Source organism: Nocardia nova NBRC 15556 (assembly GCF_001613005.1).
Lineage (GTDB): Bacteria > Actinomycetota > Actinomycetes > Mycobacteriales > Mycobacteriaceae > Nocardia > Nocardia nova.
This window is the reverse complement of record NZ_BDBN01000030.1, coordinates 31,412-43,645: the sequence shown is the minus strand read 5'-3', so window position 1 is coordinate 43,645 and position 12,234 is coordinate 31,412. Positions and strand designations below refer to the sequence as shown.

Annotated in this window: 10 protein-coding genes; 7 read left to right on the top strand and 3 right to left on the bottom strand. The window is 65.8% G+C overall.

From position 1 onward, the window contains the following. Positions 1 to 25: 25 nt before the first annotated feature. Together NN2_RS13225 and NN2_RS13220 are read right to left on the bottom strand one after the other, a co-directional pair. Positions 26 to 949: a hypothetical protein gene (locus tag NN2_RS13225; RefSeq protein WP_146098572.1), complete on the bottom strand. Its 924-nt coding sequence runs from the start codon at positions 947 to 949 to the stop codon at positions 26 to 28. 578 nt (positions 950 to 1,527) lie between these two features. Beyond that, positions 1,528 to 2,301, bottom strand: coding sequence for a TetR/AcrR family transcriptional regulator C-terminal domain-containing protein (locus NN2_RS13220; RefSeq protein WP_063013499.1), 774 nt, complete (start codon positions 2,299 to 2,301; stop codon positions 1,528 to 1,530). 365 nt (positions 2,302 to 2,666) lie between these two features. Here NN2_RS13220 and NN2_RS38545 point away from each other — a divergent pair, with 365 nt between their 5' ends. The 4 genes from NN2_RS38545 (at position 2,667) to NN2_RS13200 (ending at position 6,308) form a co-directional block, all read left to right on the top strand. Then, entirely contained in the window at positions 2,667 to 3,017 is a 351-nt protein-coding gene (locus NN2_RS38545) for a DUF5994 family protein (RefSeq protein ID WP_063013497.1), read from the top strand. A 184-nt stretch (positions 3,018 to 3,201) separates the two neighbouring features. Next, entirely contained in the window at positions 3,202 to 4,107 is a 906-nt protein-coding gene (locus NN2_RS13210; RefSeq protein ID WP_063013495.1) for a phosphatidylinositol mannoside acyltransferase, read from the top strand. Positions 4,108 to 4,390: 283 nt separating this feature from the next. Beyond that, on the top strand, positions 4,391 to 5,374 hold the full coding sequence (locus tag NN2_RS13205) for a nitronate monooxygenase (RefSeq protein ID WP_063013493.1): 984 nt from the start codon (positions 4,391 to 4,393) through the stop codon (positions 5,372 to 5,374). Positions 5,375 to 6,110: 736 nt separating this feature from the next. Then, positions 6,111 to 6,308, top strand: coding sequence for a hypothetical protein (locus tag NN2_RS13200; RefSeq protein ID WP_030517066.1), 198 nt, complete (start codon positions 6,111 to 6,113; stop codon positions 6,306 to 6,308). Between the two features lie 338 nt (positions 6,309 to 6,646). Here NN2_RS13200 and NN2_RS13195 read toward each other — a convergent pair whose 3' ends face one another. Further along, the gene (locus NN2_RS13195; protein WP_245658684.1) at positions 6,647 to 7,474 is read right to left on the bottom strand and encodes a Gmad2 immunoglobulin-like domain-containing protein; all 828 of its coding nucleotides are present in this window, start codon (positions 7,472 to 7,474) and stop codon (positions 6,647 to 6,649) included. Between the two features lie 1,297 nt (positions 7,475 to 8,771). Between NN2_RS13195 and NN2_RS13190 the strand changes: the two genes are divergently transcribed. The 3 genes from NN2_RS13190 (at position 8,772) to NN2_RS13180 (ending at position 12,163) form a co-directional block, all read left to right on the top strand. After that, positions 8,772 to 9,110, top strand: coding sequence for a YciI family protein (locus tag NN2_RS13190; RefSeq protein WP_063013491.1), 339 nt, complete (start codon positions 8,772 to 8,774; stop codon positions 9,108 to 9,110). Positions 9,111 to 9,376: 266 nt separating this feature from the next. Next, positions 9,377 to 10,957, top strand: coding sequence for an adenylate/guanylate cyclase domain-containing protein (locus NN2_RS13185; RefSeq protein WP_063013490.1), 1,581 nt, complete (start codon positions 9,377 to 9,379; stop codon positions 10,955 to 10,957). Between the two features lie 801 nt (positions 10,958 to 11,758). Continuing rightward, positions 11,759 to 12,163 (top strand): VOC family protein, encoded by a 405-nt coding sequence (locus NN2_RS13180; protein WP_063013488.1) that lies wholly within the window; start codon positions 11,759 to 11,761, stop codon positions 12,161 to 12,163. Positions 12,164 to 12,234: the final 71 nt, after the last annotated feature.

The window sequence follows — 12,234 nt, the reverse complement described above, 5'->3', positions numbered from 1 at the left end:
ACAACCGGAACGAACCTGCCGCCGCTCACCACGGGCCGCGCCCGAAAATGATCTCGAAAGGTACAGTCGGGTCGTAGCAGGGCTCCCCCTTGTAACGCAGGGCGTACATCCCTTTCGTCAACTCATCGACCGTCGTGATCTGCACCGAATCCGTGACCTGGGAAAAGGACTTGGTGACTTCATCCCACGTCAGCGGATGTTTCGGCAGGTACCAGGACGAATAGAGCTCCGGAGACCCATCCGCTCCCGTACGTCCGGTTGCCACGGTGACATGTTCGGCATTCGCGTTCCACATCACAATGTCGCCCCGCTCCGGCACCGGGCCACCGGGCGCGCCGGTATATGTGCGCCGGCCCTCAGGAATCAGCCAGTCCCCCATCCGCTGCAGCCACATGTCGAGATGGTCACCATTCCAGGTGCCGTCGGGACGTCGCCGCAGTTCGATCAATTCGCGTAGTCGAGGTTTGTCCAAGACGCCCGCTCGTGTCGCAGCGTAAGTGACCATCTCCCAGCAGTTCAGGCCGTAATGCTCGCTCAGCGGCGCCAACGGGCCCTCGGTCTTCAACCACATTTCGAGCGAACGGTGGCCTTGCTGGAATAACTTGGGGTCGTAATTGGCCCACCGTGATCTGTCTCCGGCCCGGTAGATTCGCTCGAGCTCGTCGGCCACCCGCGCGGGGCCGTTCTCGACCCGACGTACCGAGAGTTGGTGCCACCTGCCCGGGTAGATCCCCGAGTAGTGCGAAGACGCCTTGCGGTGGTCGGCGACGGTACTGCGAACGGCCGATGCAACGTCACTGTCTGCATTTTCAAGCACGCCCTTGGTGCTCCGCACCCTGCGAGCGATTGCCTCCGTATCCCGAGAGAGGATGCGCGCAACATCATCGACAGAGGCACCCACGCGACGCAGAACCTGCACCATGGCGGCGGCAGAGTTGATCTCGACCACGCTCCCGAGCATACGAAAGCTCAGATCGAACCCCCACCGGTGAACACGATTGCGGGCCCGGCCGCCGATCAGCGCTGGGTGCAGGGCCGCCTTCGCCCCACTTTGTTGCACCTAGAGCGTGAACTCTTCAGGGGAGGTGGCGGCGGGCGGTACTGCCCTCACCGCCCTCGGGTCGCTACTCGATGCGACCCGAGCGCGGTGCGAGTACCTCGCGCGAGAGAACGATATCGGTCGCCGACACCCCACACATATGACTGTGGTCCCAGCCCACACACTTTCGGAAACCATTCGTCTGCGGGGTTCGTCGTGGCCAGCTCCATGCCACGCCAATCCGCAGGGCAACCGTCCCGAGGGAGGTGAACGCAAGTACATACTCAGGGCCCCCTCCGCCGCCGCACGCCGCCGATCCGATGCGGAGACGTGGTGTTCGAGGTCCACCGCGACGGTCAGTTCGGCGCGGTGCCGGCACAGTCGAGGATGTCCGTCGCCGAGTTTCGCCCATCAGATCCGCCAGCGCGTCGGCGACGGCGTTGAGTTGTGCTGCGCCGTCGCTTCGCGTGCTACCGGAACCTCGATGGTCACGTCTTACCCCTGTCGGGGGTGACATCGAGTGCAGTGGCAACCTCGCCAGGCTTCGGCAGGGTGGCCGTAAGGCCGGCCAGCAGGATGTCGAGCCCGCGTTCCAACTCGGCTTCACCGTCGTAGTCGGCCAGCACCGGCGCGAGTTGGCGCAGTAACGGGAACTCGGTGACCGGCAGCCGATGCAGGCCGAGTCGCAATACTTCGTCGGACTCTTCCGGACGTTCCACCAATTCCTGCAGCTCATTGAGGACATGGCCATAAAGGAAACCGAACAGAGCGCGATAGATGTGCAGCGCGTCGGCGCCGGAGAAACCGGCACGGGTGAGCAATGCCAGTACGTCCTCCAGCGGCCGTAACACCGCCTGGGAACGCTGCCCGAGCGGCGTTGCCAGTGGTCGCGTCACCAGCAATGGCACCACCCGCGGATGTGACAGCGCCAGTTCGCGGAAATCGCGAGCGACTATCCGCAATCGGCCGCCCCAATCCGGGTCGGAACTGTCCACTCTCAGTTGCCCCAAGACGAGCTCGGCCACACCGTCGAGCACCGCCGCCTTGTTCGGTACATGCCGGTAGATCACCATCGGGTCCCGGCCCACCACGTCGGCCAAACGGCGCATCGATAACCCCTCGACGCCGTCGTTATCGACAATCGCCAGTGCGGCCGCCAGCACGCCGGCACGCGTAACCTGGCCGGCCACACGACCGTTCGCGGCACGATCCGCGTGGGTACTGTCCGCGAAACCCTGGCGGTCCGGTGACGATTCGTCCATGGCACAGCCTCGCTCACTGCCGGAAATGCTGTAGCGATGAAGTGTAGACCTACAGCGTTGACATCACCTCTACATGGGCGTCTACTGGAGGGACCGCATATCTGTCAGCACCGACCACAGCGTCCCGAGCCGTCGATGCGGAATCGAGCACAGGTCGAGTGCCGATTATTTCGGCCGCCACGCTCCATCTCGACGAGCAAAGGACCGGCCACGATGGCAATCGCTCACACATTCGCGCACAAGACCAAGGCCTTCCCGGAAGCGAACCGGCACTATCTCGACCCCTTGCCCGAACCACCTCGAACGCCCCGGCTCAACCCTCGAACCGACTTCGCGAACCTGCGGCCACCCACCATCCACCGCCAATGCGGCTGAAGCCGGAAGACCGCCATTCGGACTACATCGACGGCGCGTGGTGGCCCAGGTCTACCGATCTCGCTACCGAGCTTCCAGAACTGTTGGCGGCCTTGACAACTCGGCTGGGCCGGGTCGATCGGATCGTCTACGATCCGGGCAGGTGGTCCCCACCGCCACGGCAGGTGACAGTGGCAGAACATTCGATCAGCCGCGAGCCGTACCGGTTCCGGTTGCGGAACACGATGTACGTCGCCGGCTCCAATTCCGCCGTCACGGTGCGACGCGTGATCCTTACATCCACCGACAGCCGTACCGCCCACTCCGCGATGGCGGACGCCTTCACCCTGCAGCAGGAGTAGATCATGGACACCGGGACGCGGCTGATACACCTCTGAGGCAGAACGTCGCTATGACCCGCAAGGAACGCCGCATCCGCCACCGGCGACCCACCATGGACGAACGGCTGATGATCAGTTCCGGAGAACGACGAGATCGCACCACACGAGCGGAGGCGGAGCGCCGATGGAGCTCCGAGGACCAGCGTTGACCTGGAAGGATCGCGCACTCGATCTCGGCTACGCGGCCGGTTGGCAGTTGGTGCGCGCCCTGCCGCAGCAGTGGGCGATGGGCCTGTTCGGTCTCGCGGCCGATCGCGCGACCAGAGACGGTGGTCCGGTTCAGCTACGGCGCAACCTGGCCAGAGTGCTGGGCACTACCCCCTCGGAGGTGCCGGACGACCTCGTGCGCGCGAGCATGCGCTCCTACGCACGCTATTGGTGCGAAACCTTCCGGTTGCCCTCGATGGATCCGATGCGCCTGGCCGAGACCGTCGACTCCGCAGCCACCGGACTCGAACATATCCACGAGGCGCTCGCCCGCGGACACGGCGCGGTGCTGGCGTTGCCGCACAGCGGCAACTGGGACGTGGCAGGGATCTGGCTGGTGCAACGGATAGGTTCCCCCACCGTCGTCGCCGAGCGACTGCGGCCGGAATCGCTGTTCCGGCGCTTCGTCCGGTTCCGTGAACGTCTGGGTTTCGAGATCGTCCCGCTCACCGGTGGCACAGCCCCACCGTTCGACCTGCTGGCCACGCGGCTGCGGCAGGGACGGACAGTCGGGCTGCTCGGTGAACGCGATTTGACCGGTGCCGGAGTGCCGGTCACCTTCTTCGGCGAGCCGGCGCGCATGCCCGCCGGTCCAGCCCGGCTGGCGATCGACACCGGCGCACCGCTGCTGCCGGTACATTGCTGGTTCACTCCGTCCGGCTGGGGATTTCACGTCGGCGCACCGATCGCCACCACCGGCGGAGCGCAGCAGACCACTCAGGCTCTGGCCGACCGGTTCGCCGCCGGAATCGCCGCCCACCCCGCCGACTGGCACATGCTGCAACCGCTGTGGACCGCCGACCAGCTCATCCGCGCGCAGGCGCGCAGCAATGCGCACCGCTGATCCGCGCCATCGCATCGACACCGACTTTGCACTGGCTACAGGCACTCGCCCGCCACCCCGGCTGAGTGAACGCGCCGAGACTCGCTACCTTCGACCGAGTCGTGGCCTGGACGCGCCTGCGGCGCCGTCTCCGCCGATTCCTATGCGCCGCTGAAGAAGTCGCGGTACACGCGGAAGGCCATGGCCAGCGCACAGACCGATGTTTCGATGCAGCGTGGGCGACCGGACTTTGTGACTCGGGTGCAGCGCACGCCGGCGGTCACGTGCACATAGAGTCGGGCCTGTGGATCTTCTGGATCGGCTCCGCCTGGATGTGCCTGTCGTGCAGGCCGGTATGGGTGGAGGAATTGCACGCGGGCGCCTCGCTGCCGCGGTTGCGGCGGCTGGAGGGCTCGGGACCATCGGCATGATGCCCCCAGTCGAACTGCGCGCCGCGATCAGCCGGGTGCGTGAAGAGGCTCCCGAGCGGGCTGTGGTGGTGAATCTGCTGATGCCGTTCGCGCGTCGCCATCACGTCCGGGCCTGTCTGGACTCGAGAGTCGACGCGGTCGTGATGGCTTTCGGTGGCGATCGCGCGTTGGTGCGTGAGCTTCACGACGCCGGGATCTTCGTACTGACGATGGTCGGCACCGAGGAGCAAACCCGCGCTGCCGTCGGGTGGGGTGTCGATGCTTTGATCGCCCAGGGCCGAGAGGCAGGGGGCCATCTGGTGGGGACCGTTCCGGCACTCGAATTCCTCCCGCGCGCCGTTGCGATTGCCCACGACAAGCCGGTGTTGCTCGCCGGAGGGATTGCCGCCGCCGTGGACACAGCCGCGGCGTTGTCCGCCGGCGCGGTAGCGGTCGTTGCGGGCACTCGGTTCTTGCTGACCCACGAGTCCGGCGCTCACCCCGAATACCGGCGCCGGGTGCTGGAGGCGCGGACGACTCTGGAGACCACGGTGTTCGGGCTCGGGTGGCCCGCACGCCATCGCGTGGTGCCGAACAACGTGACTGCGCGGTGGTGCGGTCAGGACGGTGCAGCGCGGCGGGTGCCTGCGCTGATCAATGCCTGGAGTGGCCCTTTGGCGCGGGTAACTCCGGAGAGGCTGAACGGCGCGATATTACGCCTGCAACGCCCACGGCTGCCGTTGTTCAGTCCCATGGTGCCGACCGAGGATGCGCCGGCAGCGTGCGCGGATCAGGCCGCGTTGTATGCGGGTGACTCCGCGCTCCGCATCACCGAGGTGATTTCGGCGAAACAGGCGGTGGCCGAGTTGGCGGTTTGAACCAGTTCGGCGAGGAGGCCGGCGATTGGGTCCGTCTGGGTGCCGGTTCGCAAAGCGGCCAGGTGAGTTAGGGAGCCCGCCGAGTCGACTGTGCCTGCGCCGACTCGCCGACGCGGGACGCCTGGACCGCCGGCCACGACCCCGCCTACATCCAGTACACCGAACCCGAACACGTCCAACTGCCCGGCACATCCAGCACGAACTGATCCCGCGTTGAACGCAAGTACGACGTGCAACGTGTGCGTACGGGGGTATGCCGAGCACATCGCTGATGAAGGGAGATGAACAGCAATGATGATGAATCAACTCATGGATATGTTCCGCGACTGGTGGAACCGTATGTTCCCGAACATGCCGATGATGATGTGACCCGTAGCGGGGTTATGCGCCCCGCCGGGCAGGGCACGGGACTGGTCCGAATCCGCGCTGCTGCCCTTGAATCTCCCCGGTCGTCGGCAACCGCCGCGATCAGCCTCTCACCCCAACAGGTCCCGGCATCTGCCCGACCGGCCGGGTCGGTGCCCTCCGGGATACCCCCGGCATCGGGGCTCGCCGCAGTGGATACCGAAAACTCTTCGGTGATCACGACCACATTTGCCTTTTTGCGTTCTGCCTCAGTGACAGCTTTCGCCAGGCACGCTCGCCCGTGCCCACATCGGACTGTTTGCGGTCTCCGTCGCCGGGTATGCGTGCGCCACGGCCGACGGCGGCCCCCGGGTAGTGAGACGGAATGGTGATGGACAGCAGCGCCACAGCGAAAACAGCGACCGAATACGTGATCAGGCAGTTGGAACACGCAGGGACCGCGCATCGCGACGATTTCGATGTACCGGCGCTGGTGGCGAACCTGCACTCCCTGGTCGAAGGGTGGGACTTCCGCCAACTGAATCGAGCAATGTTCTGGTCGCTGGCAGCCAGCTACCTGCGGACATAACTGAGCAGAGCTGCGCCCACAGACCTGCAACGACATCGAACACTGTTCCAGCCGGTTCTCGCCTGTCTGCGTCGGTACGTCGAGCGCCCTGCGCCGCGGACCATGATCAGCGTCAGCGATCGGCCGCCGAAACCGACGAGCGCGCGCAGTGACATCCCGGCGACGCCGACCGGATTGGGGCGTATCTCGTGCGTTGCAGGGGCGGGGTCAGCGGCACCTACCTGGCCACCGTGCTGCCGGAGCATCGGCCGGCAGTTGTCGGCTCGTAGGCGCTGCCCTGCTGCCGAGCCCACGACGGACCGGTGACGTATGTCCGCGCGGGGAGAACTCCGGTCCGGTCAGCACCGCACCCCGGTAACGGCGAAGCGTTCCACTTCGGCGATGTGGCCGCCGGTGGAGACCGCGAGCGTCAGGGTGCCGGGGCAGGCCGCGGTGAACGGGACCGTTGCCTGCCAGGGGCTGTCGGTGCCGCCGGCGGCGATCCCGGTGACCTCGCCCACCGGTCGCGCGGCGTCGACGCGACGCAGTTGCACGCGCAGACTCTCGTCCACCCCTGTGATACGTCCGCTCGCGACGACCGGCGACCGCACCGTCGAGCCGTACGCCGGGCCGGTGACGGTGAGTGTGCTGTCCTCACTGCCGACCACCTCCCAGGGCGCGTCGCCGCCCGCGCCGATGCGGGCCAGGTGCAGGACAGCCGCGACCGCCGGACGACCGCCCGGATTGTCGAAACCAACACTCACCCATGCCTGTTCGCCCCGCACGTCGGTTGTCACCGCCTTGTCGACATTCCGATAACCGAGATACTGCTGGGTGAACATCACCGCAATCGTGGCGGCGTCGAGCCGCCACGGCTGGTGCCCGCCCTCGCGGTAGGCCCGCTGCCACGCCGCCGCATCTTCGACGCCGGCGAACGGCCACAGCGGCTGATAGGCGAACCCGGTCGTCGGCGAACCCGGCGTGCTCTCCGGCGAGGATGATGCGGTCTCGGGAGGAAGACCCGGCACGACCGGCGTAGCCGCGGTCGAACTTCCCGACGCCGCACCGTCATCCCCGCCGTCACGCGTCAGTGAGAAATACAACGCCACCGCGGCCAGCACGACCGCCACCGCGGCCACCACCATCACAACTGTTAAACGTTGCGACGGCGCCCTATTCGTTGCCATAGCCCTTACCCTCCGATCGATTCACCCCCGGGTGACTCCGCGTAGCGACAGGACTCACCCGCCTCGGCCACACCGAGGCGGCAAACCTCACTGTGCGCCGCCCCGACACACCTCGGAAAGGGCGGATGGGCCACTCGCCGTGAGTCTTTGGGCACGAGGCACCGCGGCCGTCGTCGGCCCGGGACATCGGACCCGCTGCGACGGACATGACGCCTCGCACCGCACGGCTACCTCATCGGGCGACGCGCGCCACACCGCCAACCAGTAAATGCGCATATATCCGCGCGCGATCCGATTCGCCTCGACGGCAAGGGCGTTGGCGCGCGTGGTTTCCTGCGCTGACTGCTCGGCGGCTACGGCCGCCCGCCGCGCCTCGGTGACAGCTTCAGGGGCGCTGTGCGCGTGGCTGTGCGCGTGGCGCAGCGCCCGCCAGGCGATACCAGGGGACAAGGCGGAAGCGACCGCGGAGGCGATTCGCAATGTCGTCGGATGCGCTCACGCCCCAGGCGGCATCCGTTGACGCCCACTCGGTCGATATCAACGACCGTGCCCAGCGAGGTGGCAGCCACCCGCGAAATCCCTTGACACGAAAGGCCGACATGTCCGACACCTCGACACCACTGCCAGGTGTCCCGTTCTCATGGCCCTTGGAACAATCGAGCGCAGGGCAACCGTGGCAGTTGCGGATTGTCGTAGCCGATCCGGATCAGTTCGATTGCGTACCAGGGCCTCCGACGCCAGTCGCTGATCAGATTGGCTACCGCCACAGAAGAGGCAATGTAATCGAAGGCCATGTCGCCCAGCCAGATACGGAGATGCATGTCCTCTGAATTGAATGACCAAGGTTCAGACATCTTTTCCTGCGACAAATCGGTTTTGTTGGGGCCCGGTCACCAGCACGTGCGATGTACGCTGCGGGAACGATGCATTTTATGTACCTATTCGCTTTACCCTTGGCGATTTCTTCCGCGTCAGAGTAGACATTGACCGTTACTTGCTCGTTACAGTCGGTATCGGAGAGGTTACTGTCAGCGGATTCACCGGCTCCGAGCGCCTTGTGCGAGGTCGCATGAAATGGCAGTGGCTCGAACTGGGGGAACCGTAGAAGGTGTCCGTGGTAGGCCGCACGAAATTGTCCGGCTCGGCCTCAACTACGACAACATGGCCCCGGGACTGTCGCAGTTCATCCACGACGCGATCCTGGCCAACTGCCATCGCGGCACTCGATCCGCTGCCCGATGATCCCGAGGCAGTTATCGTCGCGGAGGCAAAGCACGGCCGACCTGAGGAGACAGCATTGAACACGACCGTGACCGACGAACAGATTCAAGCGCTGGCCGCGACCGCGAAACCCTACAGCCTGTCCGTGCTGCACTGGGGACCGAACCGAAACATGGACGGCGCGAACGCAATCGAACTAGAACACCAGCGCCGCATGGTCTCGCTTCGATCCGATGGCGTGATCGCCGTCCTGTGCCCGGTCGCCTCCGACACCATCGCAGGCGTCGCGATCATGACCGTCCCTGCCGGAGAGGCCACCGCGATCCTCGCCGAGGACCCGTGCGTGCAAGCCGGAATGATGCACTACGAGGTACACCCGTGCCACGGGTTCCCCGGCGACACTCTTCCCGCTTGAACGATCGGTTCGCCGCCGCCTGCACTTCTGCGTCGACGTGGCCGCCATGTACACGCGGACACCTGGGCGCCACTGGGGTAGCGACCTGCGCGTGACTCCCTGCATTCGCCACATGGTGAGGCTTTTCTCGTCCACGCAGATGCGTCGTGCGGCGACCGGCCTGGCCTGCTCCGCACAGCGCGACAAGGCGAGCCGGAGACATAGTATGTGTGTTTCGGGCGACCCGGCCCTCGGTACGACGTAGATCCAGAAAGGGCGGGCCGAGTATGCCGCGCAGCAATACCCCACTCGAGGCGGCGCCTTGGGGGTCGCGGCTGCTGGGACGCGAGGACGAAGCCGCGGGAACTCGGCGGCTGCGCGTGCAATTGCTGTTGACGGTGCCGATCGTGCTGGCCAACCTGGCCGGTGTATTCGTCTCGATCACGTTGATCGGTTTCGTCCTCCCCGGACCTTCCGTCTTCGCTGAGAAGATCGTCTTGGTCGATGCCGTCGCCGCCCCGGTATATGCCGTGGTCGCCGTGTTGATCGGCGTCTGGTGGGGCACTGTGCGCGGTTTGGGCGCGCTGGGCTGGGCCCTCGACCCGGATGCGGTGCCCACCGAACGGCAACAAACCGCCGCCGCAGCAGTGCCGCGGCGACTGGTGCGGATCCAGGCGGTGCTGTGGTTCGGCGGTGTGGCTGTGCTCACGCTGCTCGCCGGACTCGCCGACCCCGGGCTGATCGCCAAGGTCGCGTTCGGGATCACCTTCAGCGCGGTTGTGGTGTGCGCGAGTACCTATCTGATCATCGAATTCGCGTTGCGACCGGTGACCTCGCGAGTGCTCTCGGCACGGAAGTCGCGTTCCCGCCGCGGAATCGGCGTCGTCGGGCGATCGTTGTTGATGTGGATGGTCGGTTCGGGTCTCCCGGTGGCGGGCCTGATGGTGCTCGCGGTGCTCGCTTTGTGCAGCGACGATGTGAGCACGGCCCGGTTGGCAGTGTGCGTGCTTTCGCTGGGCGGTGCGACCCTGCTGATCGGCTTGCTGCTGATGACACAGACGCTGGCCGCGACCGTCGCCCCGATCAGTGGTGTGCGCCGAGCGATGCGCGAGGTGGAGAAGGGCGAATTCGATCTGGAACTGGCGGTCTACGACGGCACCGAACTGGGCGAACTGCAGAGCGGTTTCAACAATATGGTCGGCGGTTTGCGCGAACGCGAGCAGATCCGGGACCTGTTCGGCAGGCACGTAGGGCGCGAGGTCGCCAACGCCGCACTGACAGGCACGGCCGCGCTCGGCGGCGTCGAAGTCGAGGCGGCCGCACTGTTCATCGATATCGTCGGATCCACGACCATGGCCGCGTCCCTGCCCGCACCCGAGATGGTCGCGATTCTCAATCGCTTCTTCAGTGTGGTGGTGGACGAGGTGGAGCGCCACGGCGGCTTGCTCAACAAGTTCGAAGGAGACGCGGCGCTGGCCGTATTCGGCACGCCTGCAACGCTTCCCGACGCAGCGGGCGCCGCATTGGCGTGCGGCCGCGCGATCCACGCCAGACTCGATACCGACGCCGCGGATTTCGTCGCTGCGATCGGAATCGCCGAGGGCCGTGTTGTCGCAGGCAATGTCGGCGCTCGGCAGCGCTACGAATTCACGGTGATCGGCGACGCTGTCAACGAAGCCGCCCGCCTCTGTGAACTGGCAAAACGCGACTCCCTACTCCTCACCTCGGATAAGACGGTTGCCGCGTCCGCCCCCACCGAAGCCGAACACTGGCAACTCGGCGAATCGGTGACCCTGAGAGGCCGGCTCACCCCGACCCGCCTGGCCCGCCCTATTCAGCGACCAGCACCGGCACCCCCGGGCAAGTGACCACCGCGCCGGCGGTGGCACCACAACGAGTCCAGCCGACGACGACGGCCACGCCGCCGCACCCGTGCTACCCGTTCCAGCCCTGCTGATCCGAAAGCGCCTCGGCCCGTTCGCATGTGGCGATCATTCGACAAAACGCTTCGTTGACAATCTGGTAGCTGTCAGTGTTGCCCGGCGCCAACCACATTCACACACGAGTCGACTGGCAGTCATCGCTCGGGATCGGGCGTCAGCTCCTTTTCCCGGGTACGCCCTTGTCGAACAGCCAGCGTTCGATGCCATCAAGTCGAGCCGTCCCGGTCTCCTGCCCCACCACTCGAGCAGGTCGTCAACAACGCCGACCCATGACTGGCTCTATTTATACATCCAAATTTTGTATAAACTAAGGTGCGGTGGCGCACCCCGCCGGATCACTCGGCGCACCCCGTCGGCAGCGGCTCCGGTTCCCGTCACCTCGGCGTCTCGCTCAGCGCCGCGGCAACGATGCACCGACAGGCGCGATCGTTCGACGGCCGGGGTACGTCACCACCATGCCCGTCGAGGATGTCGACCGAGAGGATGTCGACCGAGAGGGGATTCACCGTTGTCTGCAGCGCCCGTCACCGTCGCACGCGTCCCGGCAGGCAACGGTGGCCACGACGGCTACATCCGTCACAGGAGCCGCGGGATCGCTCGCCGCCGAACTCGGCCGCAGGGCTGCCCGGACACGCCGATGAACCGAATCATGATGCGGGATCGGCCGATTCGTGCACTGCCCGACGGGTCGGACACCCGAGGCAGGAAGAGTGAAGGTGGGTTCATATGGCCACAAACGTGACGTCGTATGTCATGCGGGTATCGGACCTGGATCGTTCGATACGCTTCTACCGCGAGGTGTTCGAATGCTCGCAAGCACTGCGGGAACCAGACGCCGCGCTGCTCCTGACGCCCTCCGGTTTCCAGCTGTACCTCTGTCTGAGCCGGCATCACGGCGCGCTACCGGTCGGTGGTATCGGTGTCGAGCAGATCGTCTGGTCGGCCGACAGCGAGGCCGAATTACATCGGATCGAGGGTCGCCTGCGTGAGCACTACAAGAGCACCTACACCCACACCCGCAACGGAATCACCTTCGTCGACGGTGTCGACCCGGATGGCATCCGCATGCTGATCACCCACCCGACCCCCCAGCAGCTTCCCCGCGAGGTGATCGATGACCGGTTCCGGTGAGACCAGCGAATCCGGCGCCGGCGTCGTATCGGTGCGTGCACCAGCCGGTGACGACCGCGGGGACCCGACTC

Bases quoted from the DNA above. Each gene is read 5' to 3' on its own strand.
- NN2_RS13220 (WP_063013499.1), bottom strand. From the start codon at position 2,301: ATGGACGAATCGTCACCGGACCGCCAGGGTTTCGCGGACAGTACCCAC.
- NN2_RS13185 (WP_063013490.1), top strand. From the start codon at position 9,377: ATGCCGCGCAGCAATACCCCACTCGAGGCGGCGCCTTGGGGGTCGCGG.
- NN2_RS13200 (WP_030517066.1), top strand. From the start codon at position 6,111: ATGGACAGCAGCGCCACAGCGAAAACAGCGACCGAATACGTGATCAGG.
- NN2_RS13180 (WP_063013488.1), top strand. From the start codon at position 11,759: ATGGCCACAAACGTGACGTCGTATGTCATGCGGGTATCGGACCTGGAT.
- NN2_RS38545 (WP_063013497.1), top strand. From the start codon at position 2,667: ATGCGGCTGAAGCCGGAAGACCGCCATTCGGACTACATCGACGGCGCG.
- NN2_RS13195 (WP_245658684.1), bottom strand. From the start codon at position 7,474: ATGGCAACGAATAGGGCGCCGTCGCAACGTTTAACAGTTGTGATGGTG.